This window comes from Streptococcus sp. NM (assembly GCF_003390135.1).
In the GTDB taxonomy this organism is placed as follows: domain Bacteria; phylum Bacillota; class Bacilli; order Lactobacillales; family Streptococcaceae; genus Streptococcus.
Window position 1 is genome coordinate 36,122 of record NZ_QUOS01000006.1, and the last position, 23,890, is coordinate 60,011.

General features: G+C 42.5%; 26 protein-coding genes and 1 pseudogene. 9 read left to right on the plus strand and 18 right to left on the minus strand.

From position 1 onward, the window contains the following. Positions 1-46 precede the first annotated feature (46 nt). Positions 47-739 carry a TIGR02206 family membrane protein gene (locus tag DXN33_RS08600; protein WP_049492959.1) on the minus strand — a complete coding sequence of 231 codons (693 nt, stop codon included), beginning with the start codon at positions 737-739 and terminating at the stop codon, positions 47-49. A gap of 165 nt (positions 740-904) precedes the next feature. Here DXN33_RS08600 and gatC point away from each other — a divergent pair, with 165 nt between their 5' ends. From gatC to nusB, 6 genes are all read left to right on the plus strand, one after another. Continuing rightward, positions 905-1,207, plus strand: coding sequence for an Asp-tRNA(Asn)/Glu-tRNA(Gln) amidotransferase subunit GatC (gene gatC / locus DXN33_RS08605; protein ID WP_000705419.1), 303 nt, complete (start codon positions 905-907; stop codon positions 1,205-1,207). Next, a complete protein-coding gene (gatA, locus tag DXN33_RS08610; protein ID WP_115904869.1) occupies positions 1,207-2,673 on the plus strand; it encodes an Asp-tRNA(Asn)/Glu-tRNA(Gln) amidotransferase subunit GatA in 1,467 nt (488 codons plus the stop codon). The genes gatC and gatA overlap by 1 nt, the downstream gene beginning before the upstream one ends. Then, positions 2,673-4,115, plus strand: a complete 1,443-nt coding sequence (gene gatB, locus DXN33_RS08615) for an Asp-tRNA(Asn)/Glu-tRNA(Gln) amidotransferase subunit GatB (protein ID WP_115904870.1) — start codon at positions 2,673-2,675, stop codon at positions 4,113-4,115. Before gatA ends, gatB begins: the two co-directional genes overlap by 1 nt. 130 nt (positions 4,116-4,245) lie before the next feature. After that, a complete protein-coding gene (gene efp / locus DXN33_RS08620) occupies positions 4,246-4,806 on the plus strand; it encodes an elongation factor P (RefSeq protein ID WP_000568643.1) in 561 nt (186 codons plus the stop codon). Between the two features lie 21 nt (positions 4,807-4,827). Continuing rightward, on the plus strand, positions 4,828-5,217 hold the full coding sequence (locus tag DXN33_RS08625; protein ID WP_000510575.1) for an Asp23/Gls24 family envelope stress response protein: 390 nt from the start codon (positions 4,828-4,830) through the stop codon (positions 5,215-5,217). Next, positions 5,210-5,635 carry a transcription antitermination factor NusB gene (gene nusB / locus DXN33_RS08630; protein ID WP_049511552.1) on the plus strand — a complete coding sequence of 142 codons (426 nt, stop codon included), beginning with the start codon at positions 5,210-5,212 and terminating at the stop codon, positions 5,633-5,635. Before DXN33_RS08625 ends, nusB begins: the two co-directional genes overlap by 8 nt. A gap of 113 nt (positions 5,636-5,748) precedes the next feature. On the opposite strand, the gene DXN33_RS08635 is transcribed toward nusB, so the two are convergent. The 13 genes from DXN33_RS08635 to DXN33_RS08695 all read right to left on the minus strand — a co-directional run bounded on the left by DXN33_RS08635 (position 5,749) and on the right by DXN33_RS08695 (position 16,297). Beyond that, a complete protein-coding gene (locus tag DXN33_RS08635) occupies positions 5,749-6,516 on the minus strand; it encodes an acetyl-CoA carboxylase carboxyl transferase subunit alpha (protein WP_115904871.1) in 768 nt (255 codons plus the stop codon). Next, positions 6,513-7,379, minus strand: coding sequence for an acetyl-CoA carboxylase, carboxyltransferase subunit beta (accD, locus tag DXN33_RS08640; RefSeq protein ID WP_081529523.1), 867 nt, complete (start codon positions 7,377-7,379; stop codon positions 6,513-6,515). The genes DXN33_RS08635 and accD overlap by 4 nt, the downstream gene beginning before the upstream one ends. 36 nt (positions 7,380-7,415) lie before the next feature. Then, entirely contained in the window at positions 7,416-8,783 is a 1,368-nt protein-coding gene (gene accC / locus DXN33_RS08645) for an acetyl-CoA carboxylase biotin carboxylase subunit (protein ID WP_115904872.1), read from the minus strand. A gap of 11 nt (positions 8,784-8,794) precedes the next feature. After that, entirely contained in the window at positions 8,795-9,217 is a 423-nt protein-coding gene (gene fabZ / locus DXN33_RS08650; RefSeq protein ID WP_000565512.1) for a 3-hydroxyacyl-ACP dehydratase FabZ, read from the minus strand. Further along, positions 9,214-9,687, minus strand: coding sequence for an acetyl-CoA carboxylase biotin carboxyl carrier protein (gene accB / locus DXN33_RS08655; RefSeq protein ID WP_115904873.1), 474 nt, complete (start codon positions 9,685-9,687; stop codon positions 9,214-9,216). Before accB ends, fabZ begins: the two co-directional genes overlap by 4 nt. Positions 9,688-9,689: 2 nt before the next feature. Beyond that, a complete protein-coding gene (gene fabF, locus DXN33_RS08660) occupies positions 9,690-10,925 on the minus strand; it encodes a beta-ketoacyl-ACP synthase II (protein WP_000774074.1) in 1,236 nt (411 codons plus the stop codon). Positions 10,926-10,946: 21 nt separating this feature from the next. Next, a complete protein-coding gene (gene fabG, locus DXN33_RS08665; protein ID WP_115904874.1) occupies positions 10,947-11,678 on the minus strand; it encodes a 3-oxoacyl-[acyl-carrier-protein] reductase in 732 nt (243 codons plus the stop codon). Positions 11,679-11,718: 40 nt separating this feature from the next. Further along, positions 11,719-12,642, minus strand: a complete 924-nt coding sequence (gene fabD / locus DXN33_RS08670; protein ID WP_115904875.1) for an ACP S-malonyltransferase — start codon at positions 12,640-12,642, stop codon at positions 11,719-11,721. Then, positions 12,635-13,609, minus strand: coding sequence for an enoyl-[acyl-carrier-protein] reductase FabK (gene fabK, locus DXN33_RS08675; RefSeq protein WP_115904876.1), 975 nt, complete (start codon positions 13,607-13,609; stop codon positions 12,635-12,637). The genes fabD and fabK overlap by 8 nt, the downstream gene beginning before the upstream one ends. A 116-nt stretch (positions 13,610-13,725) precedes the next feature. After that, complete coding sequence (locus tag DXN33_RS08680; protein WP_000257838.1) at positions 13,726-13,950, minus strand: acyl carrier protein; 225 nt, start codon at positions 13,948-13,950, stop codon at positions 13,726-13,728. Positions 13,951-14,009: 59 nt separating this feature from the next. Then, positions 14,010-14,984, minus strand: coding sequence for a beta-ketoacyl-ACP synthase III (locus DXN33_RS08685; RefSeq protein ID WP_115904877.1), 975 nt, complete (start codon positions 14,982-14,984; stop codon positions 14,010-14,012). After that, positions 14,984-15,418 carry a MarR family winged helix-turn-helix transcriptional regulator gene (locus DXN33_RS08690; RefSeq protein ID WP_049552723.1) on the minus strand — a complete coding sequence of 145 codons (435 nt, stop codon included), beginning with the start codon at positions 15,416-15,418 and terminating at the stop codon, positions 14,984-14,986. The genes DXN33_RS08685 and DXN33_RS08690 overlap by 1 nt, the downstream gene beginning before the upstream one ends. 93 nt (positions 15,419-15,511) lie before the next feature. Further along, on the minus strand, positions 15,512-16,297 hold the full coding sequence (locus tag DXN33_RS08695) for an enoyl-CoA hydratase (RefSeq protein WP_049552724.1): 786 nt from the start codon (positions 16,295-16,297) through the stop codon (positions 15,512-15,514). A gap of 209 nt (positions 16,298-16,506) precedes the next feature. On the opposite strand from DXN33_RS08695, the gene DXN33_RS08705 reads away from it, so the two are divergent. The 3 genes from DXN33_RS08705 to serS all read left to right on the plus strand — a co-directional run bounded on the left by DXN33_RS08705 (position 16,507) and on the right by serS (position 19,733). Further along, positions 16,507-17,871, plus strand: coding sequence for an aspartate kinase (locus DXN33_RS08705; RefSeq protein WP_000869665.1), 1,365 nt, complete (start codon positions 16,507-16,509; stop codon positions 17,869-17,871). A 2-nt stretch (positions 17,872-17,873) separates the two neighbouring features. Then, positions 17,874-18,245: a DUF956 family protein gene (locus tag DXN33_RS08710; RefSeq protein ID WP_000079349.1), complete on the plus strand. Its 372-nt coding sequence runs from the start codon at positions 17,874-17,876 to the stop codon at positions 18,243-18,245. Between the two features lie 213 nt (positions 18,246-18,458). Then, positions 18,459-19,733 (plus strand): serine--tRNA ligase, encoded by a 1,275-nt coding sequence (serS, locus tag DXN33_RS08715; protein ID WP_115904878.1) that lies wholly within the window; start codon positions 18,459-18,461, stop codon positions 19,731-19,733. A gap of 27 nt (positions 19,734-19,760) precedes the next feature. Here serS and DXN33_RS08720 read toward each other — a convergent pair. From DXN33_RS08720 to DXN33_RS08735, 4 genes and pseudogenes are all read right to left on the minus strand, one after another. Next, positions 19,761-20,657, minus strand: a pseudogene (locus DXN33_RS08720) (TDT family transporter); the annotation flags it as partial. 107 nt (positions 20,658-20,764) lie between these two features. After that, positions 20,765-21,829, minus strand: coding sequence for an acyl-CoA dehydrogenase family protein (locus tag DXN33_RS08725; RefSeq protein ID WP_049487022.1), 1,065 nt, complete (start codon positions 21,827-21,829; stop codon positions 20,765-20,767). Between the two features lie 14 nt (positions 21,830-21,843). Next, positions 21,844-22,392, minus strand: coding sequence for a carboxymuconolactone decarboxylase family protein (locus DXN33_RS08730; RefSeq protein ID WP_000206768.1), 549 nt, complete (start codon positions 22,390-22,392; stop codon positions 21,844-21,846). A 132-nt stretch (positions 22,393-22,524) separates the two neighbouring features. Continuing rightward, on the minus strand, positions 22,525-23,847 hold the full coding sequence (locus DXN33_RS08735) for a sodium:alanine symporter family protein (RefSeq protein WP_115904879.1): 1,323 nt from the start codon (positions 23,845-23,847) through the stop codon (positions 22,525-22,527). Positions 23,848-23,890: the final 43 nt, after the last annotated feature.

A 23,890-nucleotide genomic window follows, 5' to 3' on the forward strand; every position in this document is an offset into this window, starting at 1 on the left:
GGATTTTGAGTAGTTTTTCAATTGCTCATCCGACGAAAAAAGTTAGCTAGAGCACTGATTTCACCTGGTTTCTCTTTTTCCACCGTTTTTTGAACAAGATATCAAAAAGAACCAGAGCCAGTGAAAGGATGACGGACACAAGTAGGTACTTTAGCCACAGGGGGGCATCAGGAATAAAAGGTGTCTTATTTAAGAGACCATAATTTCCCCCTGTCACCTGATTAACCCCAACTAGAAAGAGATTGAGGATAAAGGTATAGACTACAATCATATACTTCTTGAGTAGGCTCTTGTCATAGTGATTCATCAAGTAGACCAAGGAATTCACTAGAAGGGCATAGTGCCCAATCAAAAATGAAAAACTGGTAATATGGGGGAAGTCATAGGGGTCAAAAACTGGGTAAACTAGTGCAAAGACAGCTCCACTTGCTCCTAAGAGGGCAAAGTACTGCTTGCTTTTCCATTTATCAGGCAAGAAAACCACAGCAAACATAGCTAAACGGCAATGATAAAATGGGAGACTATTAGAAAAGGGAATCCCAAAACCAACATACCAACTATAGAGTGCTAGCAACTGGAGGATCTGAATCCCCTTAAACAAGTATACAAATTTCGGATTTTTGTGATAAGCAAGTGCCCCATAAATACAAAGCATTAAGACCAGCATCATAACCCCATACCAAAAAAGTGAAATGGGAGGAGGGACTGTCTGAGTTCTGGTGATAAATTGATGGAGCATGTTTCTATCCTAACTCTTATTTTTTCTTTTTTCTAGTTTAACTATTATAGCGAATTAAAAACGATTTTTCAATTTCTATTTCTTTTCAGTTTGGCTCCCTTATTTATAGGAAAATATGGTAAAATAGAACAGACTCAAAATCATCATTTCACGAAAGGATGCAAGATGAAAATTACGCAAGAAGAGGTAACACACGTTGCCAATCTTTCAAAATTAAGATTCTCTGAAGAAGAAACTGCTGCCTTTGCAACTACCTTGTCCAAGATTGTAGACATGGTTGAATTGCTGGGCGAAGTAGACACAACTGGTGTCGCACCTACTACGACCATGGCTGACCGCAAGACTGTACTCCGCCCTGATGTGGCCGAAGAAGGAACAGACCGTGATCGCTTGTTTAAAAACGTACCTGAAAAAGACAACTACTATATCAAGGTACCAGCTATCCTAGACGATGGAGGAGATGCCTAATGACTTTCAACAATAAAACCATTGAAGACTTGCACAATCTCCTTGTCTCTAAGGAAATTTCAGCAACAGAATTAACCCAAGCTACGCTTGAAGATATCAAGTCTCGCGAAACAGCTATTAACGCTTTTGTTACCATCGCTGAGGAGCAAGCCCTTGCTCAAGCTAAAGCTATTGATGAAGCTGGAATCGATGCTGATAATGTCCTTTCAGGAATTCCACTTGCAGTTAAGGATAACATCTCTACAGACGGCATTCTCACAACTGCTGCCTCAAAAATGCTCTATAACTACGAGCCAATTTTTGATGCAACAGCCGTTGCTAATGCAAAAGCTACAGGAATGATTGTCGTAGGTAAAACTAACATGGACGAATTTGCTATGGGTGGTTCAGGTGAAACTTCACACTACGGAGCAACTAAAAATGCTTGGGACCACAGCAAGGTTCCTGGTGGATCATCAAGTGGTTCTGCCGCAGCTGTAGCATCAGGGCAAGTCCGCTTGTCACTTGGTTCTGATACGGGTGGCTCTATCCGCCAACCTGCTGCCTTCAACGGGATTGTTGGTCTCAAACCAACCTACGGAACAGTTTCACGTTTCGGCCTCATTGCCTTTGGTAGCTCTCTAGACCAAATCGGACCTTTTGCACCAACAGTTAAGGAAAATGCCCTCTTGCTCAACGCTATTGCCAGCGAAGATGCTAAAGACTCTACTTCTGCCCCTGTCCGCATTGCCGACTTTACTTCAAAAATCAGTCAAGACATCAAGGGCATGAAAATTGCTTTACCTAAGGAATACCTTGGTGAAGGAATTGACCCAGAGGTTAAGGAAACCATCCTGAATGCCGCTAAACACTTCGAGAAACTCGGTGCCATCGTCGAAGAAGTTAGCCTTCCTCACTCAAAATACGGTGTTGCAGTTTACTACATTATCGCTTCATCAGAAGCTTCATCAAACTTGCAACGCTTTGACGGTATCCGTTACGGCTATCGTGCAGAGGATGCGACCAACCTTGATGAAATCTATGTAAACAGCCGTAGCCAAGGTTTCGGTGAAGAGGTAAAACGCCGTATCATGCTAGGTACTTTCAGCCTTTCATCAGGTTACTATGATGCCTACTATAAGAAAGCTGGTCAAGTCCGTACCCTTATCATTCAAGATTTCGAAAACGTCTTTGCGGATTACGACTTGATTTTGGGACCAACTGCTCCAAGCGTTGCCTATGATTTGGACTCCCTCAACCATGACCCCGTTGCCATGTACTTGGCTGACCTCTTGACCATCCCAGTCAACTTAGCTGGTCTCCCAGGAATTTCGATTCCAGCTGGATTCTCTCAAGGTCTACCTGTCGGACTCCAATTGATTGGTCCTAAGTACTCTGAGGAAACCATTTACCAAGCTGCTGCTGCTTTTGAGGCGACAACAGACTACCACAAACAACAACCCGTGATTTTTGGAGGTGATAACTAATGAACTTTGAAACAGTCATTGGACTTGAAGTCCACGTAGAGCTCAACACCAATTCAAAAATCTTCTCACCTACTTCTGCCCACTTCGGAAATGACCAAAATGCCAACACTAACGTGATTGACTGGTCTTTCCCAGGAGTACTTCCGGTTCTCAACAAAGGTGTTGTCGATGCCGGTATAAAGGCTGCTCTTGCCCTCAACATGGACATCCACAAAAAGATGCACTTTGACCGCAAAAACTACTTCTACCCTGATAATCCCAAAGCCTACCAAATTTCTCAGTTTGATGAGCCAATCGGTTATAATGGCTGGATTGAAGTCGAGCTAGAAGACGGTACGACTAAGAAAATCGGTATCGAACGTGCCCACCTAGAAGAAGACGCTGGTAAAAACACCCACGGTACAGATGGCTACTCTTACGTTGACCTCAACCGCCAAGGGGTGCCATTGATCGAAATTGTATCTGAAGCTGACATGCGTTCGCCAGAAGAAGCCTATGCTTACCTAACTGCCCTCAAGGAGGTCATCCAGTACGCTGGCATTTCTGACGTTAAGATGGAAGAAGGTTCTATGCGTGTGGATGCCAACATCTCTCTTCGTCCTTATGGTCAAGAGAAATTCGGTACGAAGACTGAGTTGAAAAACCTCAACTCCTTCTCAAACGTTCGCAAAGGTCTTGAATACGAAGTTCAACGTCAAGCTGAAATCCTTCGCTCAGGTGGTCAAATCCGCCAAGAAACACGTCGCTACGATGAAGCCAACAAGGCAACTATCCTCATGCGTGTCAAGGAAGGTGCTGCAGACTACCGCTACTTCCCAGAACCAGACCTACCCCTCTTTGAAATCTCAGACGAGTGGATCGAGGAAATGCGGACAGAGTTGCCAGAGTTTCCAAAGGAACGCCGTGCACGCTACGTCTCTGACCTTGGCTTGTCAGACTACGATGCTAGCCAGTTAACTGCAAATAAAGTCACTTCTGACTTCTTTGAAAAAGCTGTTGCTCTCGGTGGTGATGCCAAGCAAGTCTCTAACTGGCTCCAAGGGGAAGTCGCTCAGTTCTTAAACTCTGAAGGCAAGACACTGGAACAAATCGAATTGACACCAGAAAACTTGGTTGAAATGATTGCCATCATCGAAGACGGCACGATTTCTTCTAAGATTGCCAAGAAAGTCTTTGTCCACCTGGCTAAAAATGGCGGTGGCGCGCGTGAATACGTGGAAAAAGCAGGTATGGTTCAAATCTCAGACCCTGAAATCCTGATCCCAATCATCCACCAAGTCTTTGCCGATAACGAAGCGGCTGTTGCCGACTTCAAGTCAGGTAAACGTAACGCAGATAAGGCATTTACAGGATTCCTTATGAAAGCAACCAAAGGCCAAGCCAACCCACAAGTCGCCCTTAAGCTGCTTGCCCAGGAATTGGCAAAGTTGAAAGAAGATTAATATATAAAAGAAACCAGCCTTGAGGTTGGTTTTTTCGCTCTTACCAAATCCCAACAACTATTTTGGCTTTATTTCCAGAAGATTTTATGGTAAAATGAAGAGTAATAATATTTATTAAAGAGGTAAAAACATGATTGAAGCAAGCAAATTGAAAGCTGGTATGACATTTGAAACTGCAGACGGAAAATTGATCCGCGTTTTGGAAGCTAGCCACCACAAACCAGGTAAAGGGAACACGATCATGCGTATGAAATTGCGTGATGTCCGTACTGGTTCTACATTTGACACAAGCTACCGTCCAGAAGAAAAATTCGAGCAAGCTATTATCGAAACTGTCCCAGCTCAATACTTGTACAAAATGGATGAAACTGCCTACTTCATGAACACTGAAACTTACGACCAATACGAAATCCCAGTCGTAAACGTTGAAAATGAATTGCTTTACATCCTTGAAAACTCTGATGTTAAAATCCAATTCTACGGAACTGAAGTAATCGGTGTAACTGTACCAACTACTGTTGAATTGACAGTAGCTGAAACACAACCATCTATCAAAGGTGCTACTGTTACAGGTTCTGGTAAACCAGCAACTATGGAAACTGGACTTGTTGTTAACGTTCCAGACTTCATCGAAGCTGGACAAAAATTGATCATCAACACTGCAGAAGGAACTTACGTTTCTCGTGCCTAATCTCTAGAAAGAGGTCATTCTATGGGAATTGAAGAACAATTTGGCGAAATCGTTATCGCTCCACGTGTACTTGAAAAAATCATTGCCATCGCAACTGCTAAAGTTGATGGTGTCCACTCATTTTCAAATAAATCCGTATCTGATACCCTATCAAAACTCTCTCTTGGTCGTGGTGTCTACTTAAAAGAAAGCAACGAAGAGCTAACTGCTGACATTTATCTCTATCTTGAGTACGGTGTGAAAGTACCAAAAGTGGCTCTTGCTATTCAAAAAGCAGTCAAAGATGCTGTCCGAGATATGGCTGATGTGGAACTTGCTGCTGTCAACATCCATGTTGCAGGAATCGTTCCAGATAAAACACCAAAACCTGAGTTGAAAGATCTATTTAACGAGGACTTCCTCAATGACTAGTCCATTATTAGAATCTAGACGCGAACTTCGTAAATGCGCTTTTCAAGCTCTTATGAGTCTTGAATTCGGCACAGATATGGAAACAGCTTGTCGCTTTGCTTACACGCATGACCGTGAAGATGCAGATGTGCAAATCCCTGCCTTTCTTCTAAACTTGGTTTCTGGCGTTCAAGCTCAAAAAGACGAGTTGGATAAACAAATCAACCAGCACCTCAAGTCAGGCTGGACAGTTGAACGATTGACCTTGGTCGAAAAAAACTTACTACGCTTGGGTATCTTTGAAATCACATCATTTGATACACCTCAGCTGGTAGCAGTCAATGAAGCCATTGAACTTGCTAAGAATTTTTCAGATCAAAAATCAGCCCGTTTTATCAATGGACTGCTTAGTCAATTTGTAACTGAAGAAAATGAATAATCGAAAAGGTGTTTGGTCTTCCAAGCACCTTTTGACTTTCCCCTCTGCACAGAGTAAGAACCACATAAAACTAGAACTGACTGCCAGTTCTAGTTTTTATGTATTCTGAGGTATTAGTATTTTCTAAATCGTTGGTAACGCTCTTCCAACAACGCTTCTAGCGGTTTTTGTGAGAGTATAGATAGCTCAGCTTGGAGTTCTTTTTTGACAGTCTTAATCAGTTCTTTGCTCGAAAGTCCTGCTTCAGAAATCACATTATCCACCACGTTCATTTCTAACAGTTCATGCGAAGTGATTTTCATCAGTTCTGCCGCTTCCATAGCACGACTGCCATCTTTCCATAGAATAGAAGCAAAACCTTCTGGACTGAGAATGGCATAGATAGAATTTTCCAGCATCCAGACACGGTCTGCGACGGCTAGAGCCAGAGCTCCTCCTGAACCACCTTCACCGATAATAATGGCGATAATCGGAACTTTCAGGTCACTCATTTCCATGAGATTGCGAGCGATGGCCTCTCCTTGACCGCGTTCTTCCGCGCCGACACCAGGATAGGCACCTGCAGTATTGATAAAGGTCACAACTGGACGGCCAAACTTTTCAGCCTGTTTCATCAAACGTAGGGCCTTGCGGTAGCCTTCTGGATGTGGTTGTCCAAAATTCCGCTTGAGGTTATCTTGTAAGCTCTTGCCTTTTTGGATACCAACCACTGTTACAGCTTGATCTCCAAGCCAACCAATACCACCAACAACTGCACCATCGTCACGAAAAGAACGGTCACCGTGTAATTGGATAAAGTCATCAAAAATACTTGTCGCAAAGTCCAAGGTTGTCAAGCGACTCTGCTCACGCGCTTCTCTGACTATTTTTGCAATATTCATCTAGGACCCCCTCCGTGCAATCTGACTAGGCTAGCAATCGTATCTGGCAAATCTCTTCTTTTGACAATAGCATCCACAAAGCCATGTTCCAATAGGAATTCTGCCTTTTGGAAATCCTCAGGCAAGCTTTCACGAACCGTATTTTCAATGACACGACGCCCAGCAAAACCAACCAAACTCTGTGGTTCAGCCAGAATGATATCGCCTTCCATAGCGAAAGAGGCTGTCACACCACCCGTCGTTGGATCTGTCAAAATAGTCAAGTAAAAGAGACCAGCATTTGAATGCCGTTTAACTGCTGCAGAGATCTTGGCCATCTGCATGAGACTCATGATTCCTTCCTGCATACGGGCTCCACCAGAGGCTGTGAAGAGAACAACTGGCAATTTTTCAACAGTCGCATACTCAAACAAACGAGTGATTTTTTCACCTACAACCGTACCCATAGAAGCCATGATAAAGTTAGAATCCATAATCCCAAGAGCCACAGTCTGACCTTTTATAAGAGCTGTTCCTGTCACAACGGCTTCGTCCAGACCAGTTTTTTCACGCATAGTTGCTAGTTTCTTTTGATAACCAGGGAAATGCAAGGGATCCTTGCTTTCAATCCCTGTAAACAATTCCTTGAAGGTTCCCATATCAATCGTCAAAGCCAAGCGTTCTTGAGCAGAAATACGAAAGGTATAGCTACAATGTGGACAGATACGCTCACTTCCCAGATCCTTCTGATAAATGGTATGCTTACAGCCTGGACACTGGGAGAATAATTCATCTGGAACCTCTGGCTTAGCTTGAGGTTTTTCCCTAACCGAACGATTGGGATTGATTCGAATATACTTATCTTTTTTACTAAATAGAGCCATTGATTCCCCTTTTCGGTTTAAACTCTTGAAGTCATTTTATTCTTTTTCTTGATATTTAGGTAAGAAGGTTTCCATCAAGAAGGAAGTATCATAATCTCCAGCAATGACATTACGATCTGAAATGAGGTCAAGCTGGAAATCTGCATTGGTCTGCACCCCCTCTATCTCTAGTTCATAGAGGGCTCGTTGCATTTTCATCAAGGCATCAAAACGATTTTCGCCGTGTACTATGATTTTGGCAATCATACTATCATAATAAGGCGGAATAGTATAGCCTGGATAAACTGCTGAATCCACGCGCAAGCCAACTCCACCACTTGGCAGATGGAGATTAGTAATCTTACCTGGACTTGGAGCAAAGTTGAAAGCTGGATTTTCTGCATTGATACGACACTCGATGGCATGACCTCGTAGAACAATATCTTCTTGCTTAACAGACAGAGGCTGACCTGCCGCAATGCGAATTTGTTCCTTAACGATATCCACACCTGAAACAAATTCTGTTACTGGATGCTCTACCTGAACACGTGTATTCATTTCCATGAAATAGAATTTACCACTGGCTTCATCAAGCAGAAACTCAATGGTCCCTGCATTCTCATATCCAACAGACTCTGCTGCTCGAACAGCAGCAGCACCGATTTCATGACGCAACGTTTTTCCGATTGCAATCGAAGGACTTTCTTCCAAAACCTTTTGATTATTCCGTTGAAGAGAACAATCCCGTTCACCCAAGTGAATCACATGTCCATGCTCATCTCCTAGGATTTGAACCTCGATGTGACGAGCTGGATAGATAACTCGTTCTATGTACATGGCACCATTGCCATAATTGGCCTTGGCTTCACTAGAGGCAGTTTCAAAGGCTGAAACGAGGTCTTCTGGTTTTTCAACCTTACGAATCCCTTTACCACCTCCACCTGCTGAAGCCTTGAGCATAACAGGGTAGCCAATTTTTTCAGCAACAATCAAAGCTTCCTCAGAGTTATGTACTTCTCCATCCGAACCTGGAATAACAGGTACACCTGCTTTGATCATCTGAGCACGCGCATTGATCTTATCCCCCATCATATCCATGACATGGCCAGATGGACCGATAAACTTGATACCCACCTCTTCACACATGGTAGCAAATTTGGAATTTTCACTGAGAAATCCAAAACCCGGGTGAATAGCTTCTGCCTCAGTCAAAACTGCAGCTGATAAAACCGCATTGATATTGAGATAAGACTCTGTCGCCTTGCCAGGACCGATACAAACTGCTTCATCTGCCAAAAGCGTATGAAGGGCTTCCTTATCAGCAGTTGAATAAACCGCCACCGTTGTAATCCCCAATTCACGCGCCGCACGGATAATACGAACCGCAATTTCACCACGATTGGCAATTAAAATTTTTCGAAACATGGAGAACCTCCTTAGTTCCCAATTGCAAAGGTAAGAGTACCACTAGCTGCAAGCTTGCCATCCACTTCAGCCTTTGCTTCAACCACGGCAATGCTACCGCGACGTTTTACAAAAGTTGCCGTCATAACCAATTGGTCGCCTGGTACAACTTGCTTCTTGAATTTAACCTTGTCCATACCAGCGTAAAAAACCAGTTTTCCTTTATTTTCAGGTTTTGACAACTCCAAGACACCAGCAGTTTGCGCCAAGGCTTCCATGATTAGAACACCTGGCATAACAGGGTATTGAGGAAAATGACCGTTGAAGAAGGGCTCATTAATGGTCACATTTTTGATGGCAACAATAGTATCCTCGCTCACTTCCAAGACACGGTCTACTAGGAGCATAGGATAACGGTGGGGAAGAGCTTCTTTGATTCCTTGAATATCAATCATTTGATACGTACCAATCCTTTACCAAACTCAACCATTTCTTCATTAGAAACGAGAATTTCCGTTACCACACCATCCTTAGGTGCTGGAATTTCATTCATGACTTTCATGGCTTCGATAATGACCAGTGTTTGACCCTTTTTAACAGTATCACCAACTGTGACGAAGGCAGGTTTATCTGGGCCAGCAGCCAAGTAAGCCACCCCAACAAGTGGACTCTCTACAACATCTCCCTCAGCAGCCACACTTGCTTCAGCTGGCGCCGAAGTTTCTTCCACTACAGTCTCTGCTGGAGCAGATGTAGGAGCTACTGGACTTGGTGTTGCTAGAACGGGCGCTGGAGCGACTTCAGACACCAGTCTCGCTTCATTCTTGCTAAACTGCAACTCATCCGTCCCATTCTTATAAGAAAATTCTCTCAAACTTGACTGGTCAAATTGGGCCATCAAGTCTTTAATATCGTTTAAATTCATACTTATTTATTCTCCCAACGTTTGAAAGCAAGAACTGCATTGTGCCCACCAAAACCAAAAGTATTTGAAATGGCGTATGGAATTTCTTGCTCCAAGCCTTGTCCATAAACGACATTGGCTTCGATATAATCTGATACTTCACTTGTTCCAGCTGTCATTGGTACAAAGTTATGACGCATAGCCTCGATTGTGACGATAGCTTCTACTGCACCCGCAGCCCCCAGCAAATGTCCTGTGAAAGACTTGGTTGATGATACAGGTACTTCCTTACCAAGAACAGCTACGATCGCACCACTTTCTCCTTTTTCATTAGCAGGAGTTGATGTTCCGTGAGCATTGACATAGGCTACTTGCTCTGGAGAAATCTCAGCTTCTTCCAAGGCTAGTTTGATGGCCTTGATAGCTCCCTGACCTTCTGGATGTGGAGAAGTCATATGGTAGGCATCACAGGTATTTCCGTAACCAACTACTTCAGCAAGGATAGTAGCGCCACGTTTTTCAGCGTGTTCCAGACTTTCAAGAACCAACATCCCTGAACCTTCACCCATGACAAAACCATTACGGTCCTTATCGAATGGGATAGAAGCACGAGTAGGATCCTCTGTAGTAGAGAGAGCTGTTAGTGCTTGGAAACCAGCAATAGCAAAAGGTGTGATAGAGGCTTCTGAACCACCTACCAACATAACATCTTGGAAACCAAACTTAATTGAGCGGAATGCATCCCCAATCGCGTCATTTGATGAAGCGCAGGCAGTATTGATGGATTTACAAACACCGTTTGCTCCAAAACGCATAGCAACATTTCCTGAAGCCATATTTGGCAAGGCTTTTGGAAGGGTCAATGGTTTCACACGTTTTGGTCCTTTGTCATTTAGGCGAAGCACTTGATCTTCAATTTCTTTGATTCCACCAATACCAGAGGCCACAATAACACCAAAACGATCTTTATCAAGAGCCTCTACATCTAAATTGGCATGATTAACGGCTTCTTGAGCTGCGTACAAGGCATACAAAGAATAGTTATCGAAACGATTGGTATCTTTCTTAACAAAGTATTTATCAAAAGGAAAATCTTGGATTTCTGCTGCATTATGCACATCAAAGTCACTATGATCAAATTTTGTAATTTGACCAATTCCGATTTTTCCAGTTGTCAAACTATTCCAAAATTCTTCTGGTGTATTTCCGATTGGAGATGTTACTCCATAACCTGTTACTACTACGCGATTTAGTTTCATCTTTTTTACCTCTAGCTTCTGCTACATACTTAAGCCACCATCAATGGCAACCACTTGACCAGTTAGATAATCTTGGCCTGCTAAAAATACTGTTAAATCTGCAACCTGCTCTGCCTGCCCAAATTCTTTCATAGGAATTTGTGCCAGCATAGCATCTTTTACCTTGTCTGATAGAACAGCTGTCATATCGGACTCAATCATTCCAGGTGCAATAGCATTAACCCTGATATTGCGATTGGCCACTTCACGCGCCACAGACTTGGTAAAACCAATCAAACCAGCCTTAGAAGCTGCATAGTTAGCTTGACCGATATTCCCCATCAAACCAACAACACTAGACATATTAATGATAGCACCTTCTCTAGCTTTTATCATCGGTTTCAAGACTGATTGTGTCATGTTAAAGGAACCAGTCAAGTTAACCTTGAGCACTTTTTCAAAATCCGCTTCTGTCATCTTGAGCATTAGGGTATCTTGTGTAATTCCTGCATTATTGACCAAAACATCTACTGAACCCAGCTCTGCAATAGCTTGATCAACCATACACTTAGCGTCTGCAAAATCTGATACATCTCCTGAAATGGGAATCACCTGGACACCATAGTTTGAAAACTCGGCTAGCAAGTCCTCTGATATTGTCCCACGGCTGTTTAAGGCAATGTTGGCTCCTGCCTGAGCAAACTTATGGGCAATGGCAAGACCAATTCCACGACTCGAACCTGTAATAAAGATATTTTTATTTTTTAGTTGCATTCTTTTCTCCTGTTTTCTCTTGTATTTATGGGAGAAGGGATTACTTGTTTTCTAGCAAAGTTTCCAAACTAGCCTGATCTTCAACATTGGCTAGTTTAGCTGTCTTATCAATTTTTTTGACAAAGCCTGACAAGACTTTCCCCGGTCCAATCTCGATAAAGTTAGTTACGCCTGCTTCTTGCATAACTGCAATACTTTCATAGAAACGAACTGGCTCTTTGACCTGACGCGTCAAGAGTTGAGCAATGTCTTCTTTTTGCATAACTGCAGCTTCTGTATTGCCAACTAGAGGACAAGTAAAATCTGAAAAACTTACCTGAGCCAGAGTTTCAGCTAGTTTCTGGCTAGCAGGCTCAAGGAGAGCGGTATGAAAGGGACCTGACACCTTGAGAGGAATCAAGCGTTTGGCACCTGCTTCCTGCAAGAGTTCGACAGCTCGGTCAACTGCAGCCACTTCTCCACCAATAACGATTTGTGCAGGCGTGTTATAGTTGGCTGGAGTAACCACTCCAAGTTCAGAGGCTTGCTTACAAGCTTCCTCAATGACCTCTACTGGCATATTGAGAACTGCCACCATCTTACCAGAGCCAGCAGGAGCCGCTTCTTCCATATAGGCGCCACGCTTAGCAACCAAGGCAACCGCATCTTCAAAATCCAAGGCACCGCTAACCACCAAGGCAGAGTATTCTCCAAGGGACAAACCAGCAACCATATCAGGCTGATAGCCCTTTTCTTGCAATAAACGATAGATAGCAACTGAAGTTGCTAAAATAGCTGGTTGCGTATAGCGGGTCTGATTGAGTTTTTCTTCTTCCGTATCAATGAGATGACGCAAATCATAACCGAGTACCTGACTCGCTTGATCAATCGTTTCTTTGACAATAGGATACTGATTATAGAGATCCCGGCCCATACCTAGATACTGGGCACCTTGACCAGCAAATAAAAAGGCTGTTTTAGTCATTTCTTACAACTCCTGCCCAACGAGAGGCTTCTTCTTGAATTTTCTTAGCTGCTCCGTAATACAAATCTTTTAGGATTTCTTCAACGCTTTCTTCTTTGGAAACAAGGCCTGCGATTTGACCTGCCATAACAGAACCACCATCCACATCTCCGTGAACAACCGCTTTGGCTAGAGCACCTGCTCCCATTTGTTCAAAAATTTCCAAATCTGGATTGTCTTGTTTAAAGGCATCTTTTTCAGCTTGTTCAAAATCACGAGTCAACTGATTTTTAATCGCACGAACAGCATGTCCAAAGTGTTGAGCTGAAATCGTAGTATCAATATCTCTAGCTTTTAAAATTTTCGCCTTATAATTCGGATGGGCATTAGACTCTTTTGCAACGACAAAACGAGTTCCAACCTGAACAGCCTCTGCACCTAGCATAAAGCCAGCTGCAACACCTTCACCATCCGCAATCCCTCCTGCAGCAATAACAGGAATAGATACAGCAGCAGCAACCTGGCGCACCAAGGTCATGGTTGTTAATTTCCCAATGTGTCCCCCAGCTTCCATTCCTTCTGCAATAACAGCATCCGCACCGATTTTTTCCATGCGTTTAGCTAGAGCAACACTTGGTACAACTGGAATAACTGTAATACCAGCTTCATGGAAACGTTCCATGTATTTACTTGGATTTCCTGCGCCTGTTGTCACTACCTTAACACCTTCCTCTATAACGAGGTCTACAATATCTTCCACAAAGGGAGACAAAAGCATGATGTTGACACCGAAGGGTTTATCAGTCAATGATTTGATTTTATCAATATTTGCCTTGACAACTTCTTTAGGGGCATTTCCCCCACCGATAATCCCTAGCCCTCCAGCCTTAGAAACAGCTCCTGCCAAATCACCATCAGCAACCCAAGCCATTCCTCCTTGAAAGATAGGATAATCAATGTTCAATAATTCTGTAATACGCGTTTTCATAGTGCCTCCATCGTTTCTTGCTTACGTAATAGTTCGATATCGTCATAATTTGACAATCAAACTATTGCCTAAACAAGAGGGAGCGGGTTTCCCTACTCCTTCTATTTATATTCTGTTTATTTTGTTTGCTCTTCAACGTAGGCAACCAAGTCACCAACTGTTTTCAAGTCATCTTCTGCTTCGATTTGGATATCAAAAGCATCTTCAATTTCTGAGATCACTTGGAACAAGTCCAATGAATCTGCGTCCAAATCATCAAAAGTTGATTCAAGTGTTACTTCTGATGCGTCTTTTCCAAGTTCTTCAACAATAATTTCTTGTACTTTTTCAAATACTGCCATGATAGGACTCCTTTAAAATAAATAGTTTTTTTATAACAATGTGTTCACCACATGATTACCTAAATTGTAAGAATGAGCGTGCCCCATGTCAAACCTCCACCGAAGCCTGATAGTAGAACAGTCTGGCTACCATCTAAAGGGATGAGACCTTGTTCTACACACTCTGAAAGTAAAATCGGGATACTGGCTGCACTGGTATTGCCATATTCCATCATATTGGCTGGAAGTTTATCTCGGTCGACACCAATTTTTTTAGCCATCTTATCCAAAATACGGTCATTAGCCTGATGAAGTAGCAGATAATCCAAGTCTGTCGCCTCTATAGGAGATTCATCAATAGTCTGCTTGATAGACTTGGCTACATCCCGAATAGCAAAATCAAAGACTGCGCGTCCATCCATCTTCAAAAATGAATCTGCATTTTCTTGATCTGAAAACGGAGAATGCAAGCCTGAATGTCCGTAGGTCAGACACTCGCTGCGACTTCCATCGCTATTGAGACTTTCTGCCAAGAAATGCTCTTGCTTGCTAGCTTCTAACAAGACACCACCAGCACCATCTCCAAACAAAACAGCTGTTGATCGATCTGACCAATCAACTGCCTTAGAGAGGGTTTCACTACCAATCACCAAGCCTTTTTGAAAGCGACCAGAAGCGATAAACTTTTCAGCAGTTGAAAGAGCAAATACAAATCCACTACAAGCAGCTGTTAGGTCAAAAGCAAAAGCTTTTTTTGCACCAATATTAGCTTGAACACGAGCAGCTGTAGAGGGCATCATCGAATCTGGAGTAATAGTAGCTAGAATGATAAAATCCAGCTCTTCTCCTGTGATTCCAGCTTTTTCCATCAGTTTCTTAGCAACCTCTGTAGCCAAATCACTAGTAGATTCTGTTTTTGAGATATGCCTTTGTCGTATTCCCGTCCGACTTGAAATCCACTCATCATTGGTATCCATAATCTGGGCCAAATCATGATTTGTAACCACTTGCTCTGGCACATAATGAGCAACCTGGCTTATTTTTGCAAAAGCCATTATTTCAAATCCTCCAAAAATTGATAAAGATTAGTCAAACCTTTGCTCATAACCTCAATTTCTTGCTTACTCATACCATCGATGATTTTTTCAACCATTGCCTTATGGAAGCGTTTATGTAGCCTATGAACCAAGCGACCTTTCTTTGTCAAATGCAGATGCACCACACGTCTATCATGTTCTGAACGAATGCGTTCAATGTAACCCTTGCGTTCGAGATTATTCAAACTAGTCGTAACTGTCCCAAGAGTCACCATCAACTCTTTTGACACTTGACTTGGTGTCACATCTGGGAATTTCCCAATCACATCAATCGTATGCATTTCTTTGATGGAGATATCTTTGAAACGACTACCCCTCAAGCTAACTTCCTCAATGACGAGGACATTGTTAAATATAGATGTTAAATATTCATTAATTCGTTGGTAGTCCAATCTTTCCTTCCCTCCTTTTCAAAAAAACTTTTAGAATCAAAACATTTGACAAAAGAATTATATCAAAGTTCAAAGAATGGTGCAAGTGTTTTTTTATTTTCCTGTAAATTTAGGTCTTCTTCTCTCCGAATGAGCCCGAACGCCTTCTTTAAAATCCTCCGTTTGGGCTAGAGATTCCTGAAGGTTCAGTTCTAAAGTAGCATAATCTTGCCAATCTTTAAATTGGCTTTCCCAAACCAACTTCTTGATGGCAGCATAGGAATTGCTTGAACCACGTCTTAATTTTTTAAGAAGCTGTTCTCTGGTTTTTTCTAACTTATCAGCTTCAGAAATGCGGTAAACCACCCCCCACTCTAGAGCTTTTTCTGCTGTCAAAGCCTCTCCTGTCATGGCTAATTGAGCAGCACGTGTCACACCAATACTGCGACTCAAGAGATGAATTCCTCCTGCATCTGGAGCCAAGCCAACTCCAACAAAGGCTTGGATAAATTTAGCCTTATCCGTAGCAATGCAGAAATCTGCCGCAACAGCCATATTTGCTGCGGCGCCTGCAACAGCCCCGTCAACTTCCATCAATACAGGTTTAGAAATTTGCTTGATTTTATAAGAAATAGTATTGACCAATTCTGCGATTTTCGTCAATGATGGAATATCATCCTCATCCACTGCCCGCTTCATCTCTACTAAATCTCCCCCAACTGAAAAAACTTTGCCATTCGCATTGATCAAGACAAAATGCACAGCCGGATCCTCTTCTGCCAAAGTCAGAGCTTCTAAAATCTCCTCACACATGGGGATATGAAAACCATTCGCGACCTCAGGACGATTCAAGGTAAGGATTGCCAAGTCCTCTTCAAGCTGATAAATAATGTGTTCCATCAGGACTCCTTTTTGTTTTATAAGCGATTTAAATTATTTTGTTTTCAAAGTATATCTTTTTTAGGAATAGAAAGCAAGAAAAAATCGACTGAAAGTGTCTCAGCCGATTAGAAAGGCTCGCTTTATACCAGAACGCATTTTATTTTCTTCATTGAAAAAAGCCTTTCTTTCTGCTATAATCGTATAAAATACTTACTTTAGGAGTTCTTATGAAGGTTGTTAAATTTGGAGGTAGCTCTCTTGCCTCAGCTAGTCAATTAGAAAAAGTTTTAAACATCGTCAAAAGCGATTCAGAGCGTCGTTTTGTAGTCGTTTCTGCGCCTGGTAAACGCAATGCAGAGGATACTAAGGTTACGGATGCCTTAATTAAATACTATCGCGATTATGTCGCTGGTAACGATATTAGTAAGAGTCAGAATTGGATTATCGACCGCTATGCTGCTATGGTGAGTGAATTAGGACTGAAACCAGCCGTTCTAGAAAAAATTTCAAAAAGCATTCGCGCCTTGGCCACTCTTCCTATCGAAGAAAATGAATTTCTCTACGATACTTTCCTAGCTGCCGGCGAAAACAACAATGCTAAATTGATTGCTGCCTACTTTAATCAAAACGGGATCGATGCACGCTATGTTCACCCTAGAGAAGCTGGTATTGTGGTCACAAGTGAACCTGGTCACGCTCGCATCATTCCATCAAGTTATGACAAGATTGAGGAATTGACAAATACAAATGAAGTTCTTGTCATTCCTGGTTTCTTTGGAGTTACCAAGGAAAATCAAATCTGTACCTTCTCACGTGGAGGATCAGACATTACAGGTTCTATCATTGCTGCAGGTGTTAAGGCCGACCTCTATGAAAACTTTACGGACGTTGATGGTATCTTTGCAGCCCATCCTGGTATTATCCACCAACCACACTCTATCCCTGAGTTGACCTATCGTGAAATGCGTGAGTTGGCCTATGCAGGATTCTCAGTCCTTCATGACGAAGCCCTTCTTCCTGCCTACCGTGGAAAAATCCCTCTCGTTATCAAGAATACCAACAACCCTGACCATCCAGGTACTCGTATCGTTCTAAAACATAGTAGTGATGAATTCCCAGTTGTGGGAATTGCCGGTGACTCTGGCTTTGTCAGCATCAACATGTCTAAATATCTCATGAACCGTGAGGTTGGATTTGGACGCAAGGTTCTTCAAATCCTTGAAGATCTTAATATCGGTTGGGAACATATGCCAACAGGTATCGACGATCTTTCAATCATTCTCCGTTCTCGCGAACTAACTCCTATCAAGGAAGAAGAAATCCTTCGTCAGTTGGTTCAAAAGGCTGAAGTAGACCATGCAGAAATCGAGCACGACCTTTCAATCATTATGATTGTTGGAGAAAAGATGAAGAGCCATATCGGAGTAACTGCTACTGCGACACGTGCTCTATCTGAAAATAAGATCAACATCCAGATGATGTCTCAAGGTTCTAGTGAAGTATCTATTATGTTTGTTGTCCATAAGGACCAAGAGAAAGCAGCTATTAAAGCCCTCTACAATGCCTTTTTCGGCGAAAGTAAGGAAGACTAAGCATGGCTCAATCACTTAACAAAACAGTGCTCCTCAATACGACAGGCACCTCCTACCTCTCTATAGCTGGGAAAGTTGGGAAATTTCTTGTCGGAGATCAGGCTTTAGAATTTTACCCAGATGTCAATGTTGAACAATTTATCCAGATTCCTTGGAGTCATATCAACCAGATTGGGGCCAATGTCACTGGTCGCAAAATCAGTCGCCACTTCGAAGTCTTTACAGACAGAGGAAAATTCCTCTTTGCTTCAAAAGACTCAGGTGCCATTCTCAAAATTGCTCGCGAAAAACTGGGTAACGACAAGGTCGTCAAACTTCCTACCCTGATTCAGACCATTGGGCAAAAATTTAAAAATCTATTTGCAAAAAAGTAGAAACTTTAGTATAATCATAGCAACGGATAAGTAGGTTATCTTCTTCTTTCAGAAAGTCTGCGGGTGCTGCGAGCAGATAGGAGGGATAGGTGAAATTCTACCGTTAGTAACAATTGCATACACAATCAAGTGCACACCTGTGAAGTTGGATGGAACCGTGGCCCTGCCACTCCAACGCTTTGTCAGGTGTGCTTTTTTCATAAAGGAGTTCTTATGTTAGATATCAAACGTATTCGTACAGATTTTGATGCTGTCGCAGAAAAATTGGCTACACGTGGTGTAGATGCTGCTGTCTTGAATGAGATGAAAGAAATCGATGCTAAACGTCGTGACATCTTGGTCAAGGTTGAAACTCTCAAAGCAGAACGCAACACAGTTTCTGCTGAGATTGCTCAAGCCAAACGCAACAAGGAAAATGCAGATGACAAGATTGCTGCTATGCAAAATCTATCTGCTGAAGTCAAAACCTTGGATGCTGAATTGGCAGAAATCGATGCTAAATTAACAGAATTTACCACTACTCTCCCAAACATCCCAGCTGACAGCGTTCCTGTTGGGGCTGATGAAGATGACAATGTGGAAGTTCGCCGTTGGGGGACTCCACGCGAGTTTGATTTTGAACCTAAAGCTCACTGGGATCTTGGTGAAGACCTTGGTATCCTTGACTGGGAACGCGGTGGTAAGGTAACAGGAGCTCGCTTCCTCTTCTATAAAGGTCTCGGTGCTCGTTTGGAACGTGCTATCTACAACTTTATGTTGGATGAACATGGCAAAGAAGGCTATACTGAAGTCATCACACCGTACATGGTTAACCATGATTCTATGTTTGGGACTGGTCAATATCCAAAATTCAAGGAAGATACTTTTGAACTCAGCGATAGCAATTACGTCCTTATTCCTACAGCTGAAGTTCCTCTGACAAACTACTATCGTGATGAAATCCTTGATGGTAAAGACCTGCCAATCTACTTCACTGCTATGAGTCCTTCTTTCCGTTCTGAGGCTGGTTCAGCTGGTCGTGATACGCGTGGCTTGATTCGTTTGCACCAATTCCATAAGGTTGAAATGGTCAAATTTGCTAAACCAGAAGAATCTTACGAAGAATTGGAAAAAATGACAGCCAACGCTGAAAATATCCTTCAAAAACTTAACCTTCCATACCGTGTCGTTGCTCTCTCTACAGGAGATATGGGCTTCTCAGCTGCTAAAACTTACGACTTGGAAGTTTGGATTCCAGCGCAAAATACCTACCGTGAAATCTCAAGCTGTTCAAACACAGAAGATTTCCAAGCCCGTCGTGCCCAAATCCGTTACCGTGATGAAGCAGATGGCAAGGTGAAATTGCTCCATACTTTGAACGGTTCTGGACTTGCAGTTGGACGTACAGTGGCTGCTATTCTTGAAAACTACCAAAATGAAGATGGTTCTGTGACCATCCCAGAAGCACTTCGTCCATACATGGGCGGAGCTGAGGTTATCAAACCATAAAAAATAAGGTTTAGCTATTTCTAGATAGACCTTTTTTCGTAACCAAATTAGATAAGCACCTAATACAAAGAATAAAATAGTTAGGCATATAATAGTTTCAGCTAATACCAAATAATCCAAAAATGGAAGTTTCAAGATTCCCTGAGACATCTTGATAGAGGTAGCTGTGATAATGGTTGGGAAGGTGAGTGCTGAGAAGGCTGGTTGAAAGCCTTGCTTTAAAATATTGGGCAGGCGAGTTAAAACAAAGAAAAAGAAGGATTGGGAAGCCAATATCATGACAATCAAGACCCAATTCGGTAGGCTATCTCCTCCAACTCGAACTAGGGAAGCCAAGAGTAGAGAAAAAGGAGCACAGTAGATCCCTTCTTGTCCAAGCATGGCTAGTGGGAGCGGATGTTTCTTTAAATCGCTATAAATAAGCGGGTAGAGATAGAAGGTTAGGAGAAACCCAAAACTCAAGGTCGCATAGGCAATTTCGATGATGCCTACCAGAGGATAAGTCAAGGCTGCCACTGCTATCCCCACATAGAGAACCGTCCAGCTTGGAGTCGCATGAACCCTCCGCCCCGGATAGGCAAACTTGATGGTGAAACCAGCAATCAGGGCTACATCCAAGAGAAATGAAAACCACCAGAGCCCTTGAGCAACCAAAGGGAAATGAGGAAAGACTCTAAAGACATAAGTCGATAAAATCATCCCAGCCATGGGAAAGGTGGCCATTCCTGACAAAAGAGGAGGCTTGGTCAATTCTTGCTTGGTTTCTTTCCAATTAAAGAGATGAAGAATTAGAAAGTAAATCCATAAAACCAAACCTGTCAGACTAAAAAGATGGGACAGAACCGGCAACGTATCTAAAACGAGATTTCCAGCTCCTGCCAAACCTAGCAAACAACCAGAAAATACCAAAGGGAGTTTTTTCATCCTAACCTCCAATAATCATATTAGTTTCAGTATAGCATAAAAGCGCTTAAATGAGGGAATAAAAAACGAAGTTGAAAATTCAAGCTTCGTTTTTATTCCACTATTTTTTAACTCGTTGCTAAGATATGACGCAACTGAACAGCACTTGGAGAAACAATTGGAAGAAAAGCTCCTTCGTTCCATCTACGGATAAATCCAGATGTTGATTTGCTAAAGTAGCCTCTACCTCCACCTGCTTGTAACTCTAATAGAAGACTCTGAGCAACAACATCCACAATGTCTATTCTTAACTGAAAGAGTTCACGCGGATTGGTAACAAAATAAGACCTGTCAGACAAACCTCGATAAAGCTCTCGACGAATAGCATCTAACTGTTCTACCTGATGCTTCCACTCATCTGTCAATACACTGCGTTTCCCCAATTCTTTTTCTACTTCTGATAGAGAACGTTCAGCTAAACCAAAAGCTAGACCAAATTGGTAGCCTAAAAAAACTGGACGATTTTGTGCCAAAAATTGGTGAGCATCTTTTGATAAAATCCATTCCTCTTTCAAAAGGACCTTATTAAAAGTCAGAGCAGCCGTGTTTCCTCCTTGAAGAGAAACAAATTCTAAGTCTTCAGAACGACTAAAATTCTCTGCATCTGATGGTACAGCCACCACATAACTTGTACTTGGATCATCTGTAAAACCTGCCACAAAAATAGTTAAAAATCGATTTCTTCGAGCATTAGTTACCCATGGCAGTCTTCCTTTTAGATACAATTGTCCATTTTCTTCAAGAACGCGAACATTCAGTTCCTCTAGGTCAGATAGATATTTGACAGCATTGGACAAGGCAGTAGCACCTGCATATTCTCCAGACAAGAGTTTTTCCAGATAGGTTTCCTTAAAATAGGAGTTATCTGTATGGAGAATATTATCAATTAAAGTGCGTTGTCCCCATGAAATAAAAGAGGCTGTTAAGGAATGTTGTGCAAGCTCTGCAAGGATATCAATGACATCTTGATCACTTCCTCCTGAACCTCCAAGAGATGCAGGAATCCCCACACGAAAGGCTCCCTCTGCTGCAATTTTCTCAATCAGCTGCTCTCCAGCTTGACAAGACTGCTTGTCGATTTCATCAGCATGCTGGTCTAACCAGCTCAAAAATTCTTCTGAAAAAAATCCCATAGTCTTTCCTCCTTCTAGGCATAAGGTTGCAATTCTGGATTAATTGGTGTATTAGCTAGATTGTTGGCATAGTTACAGAGACTTGCTAGGCTGACACCAAGAACCACATCCAAGGCATTTTGTTGGGTGTAACCAGCTTCTAAAAACTCAGCCAAGGCTTCATCTCCTACACGACCCTTGGTATTGATAACTGCCAAGGTAAACTTAGCTAAGGTGTCCAATTTAGGATCTGTTTCAATTGGAGTCCGATTGCGGAGGGCTTGAAGAAGGTCATCATTCATCTGGATTTGTTTGATGGAAAAGGCTGTGTGACCTGCGACGCAGAAGGCACAACCATTGGTCACAGCTGCCGTGATTTGCACCACTTCACGCTCAACGGGTGTCAGGCTGTTGCGACGGTTGATAGCTCCGACAGTACGGTAAGCCTCTAAAGCAGTCGGTGCATTCGCCAAGAGACCGATTAGGTTAGGAATATAGCCATTGTTATCTTTTTCTACTGTTTCAAGAACTTCTTTCACTTCTGCTGGTGCTGATTCTACTGTATGGATTGTAAATGTTGTCATCATAAAACCTCTTTTCATTTTGTTGAAACCTAGTCTATCACAGATTCTATACCCTGTATAATATATATTTTAAATTACACTGATAGAAATTTTTTATGAAAGCAAAAAAATCACACGCGAGGTGTGATTTCATTATTTGTCAAAATACTTTTTAGTCTCAGCAATAACGACTGGCGATAAAACTAAGAGAGCAATCAAGTTTGGTAGAGCCATTAAGGCATTCACGATATCTGCGATAATCCAAACCATATCCAACTCGATAAATCCTCCCAACAAGACCATGAGTACAAAGACCACACGGTAGAGCCAGATAAAGCGAACCCCGAAGAGGAACTCGAAACAACGTTCCCCGTAATAGTTCCAACCTAGAATCGTCGTAAAGGCAAAGAGTACAAGGAAGATGGTCAAGAGGGCAGGGCCAAAATGTGAAAAGACTGTTGAGAAGGCTGACTGAGTCAAGGCAACTCCATTCAAGTCACCACTCCAAACACCAGTTACCAAGATGGTTAAACCAGTCAAGGTACAGATAATGAGGGTATCAATAAAGGTTCCTGTCATGGAAATCAAACCTTGCTCTACCGGTTCATTTGTCTTAGCCGCAGCAGCTGCAATGGGAGCAGAACCCAAACCAGATTCGTTCGAGAAAACACCTCGCGCTACACCATTTTGAATAGCCATTCGAATGCTAGCCCCAGCAAAACCACCCACCGCAGCAACTGGACTAAAAGCCGATGTCAAGATTAAAGCGATTGTGGCAGGAATTTTTCCAATATTAAAGAAAATAACTGTAAGAGTTCCTAAAATATAGATGATAGCCATAAAAGGAACAACAGTAGTCGAAACCTTAGAAATGGACTTTAGTCCGCCAAAAACGGTAATCGCTACTAAGACAGACAAAACAAGAGCTGTGATAGCTGGCGAAATAGTCGTCGTATTTTGGATAGACTCTGTAATCGAGTTGACTTGGGTAAAGGTCCCGATTCCCAATAAAGCTACTAGCACACCTGCCAGGGCAAAGAAGATCGCAAGGGGACGCCACTTTTCTCCCATACCCAAAAGTATATAGTGCATGGGACCTCCTGCAACAGCACCGTTATCATCTTTAGTTCTGTATTTAATAGCTAATAAACCTTCCGCATATTTGGTTGCCATTCCAAAGAAAGCCGCCATCCACATCCAAAAGAGAGCCCCTGGGCCACCTACCTTGATAGCTGTCGCCACCCCAATAATATTTCCCGTACCAACTGTCGCTGCGAGTGCTGTACACAAGGCCGCAAAACTGGATACATCACCATGTCCCTTATCCTTGGTAAAAATAAGCTGGAAGGCCTTGGGCAGACGCAAAACCTGCAAAAGTCCTAGACGAGCAGTTAGGTAAATCCCTGTCCCGACCAAGAGAATCAAGAGGGGTGGGCCCCAAGCAAAAGCATCGATTGATTTAAGCAATTCTAACATTTCCTTCTCCTATCTTTTCAACCCCAAAAGAAAGAGCACATGC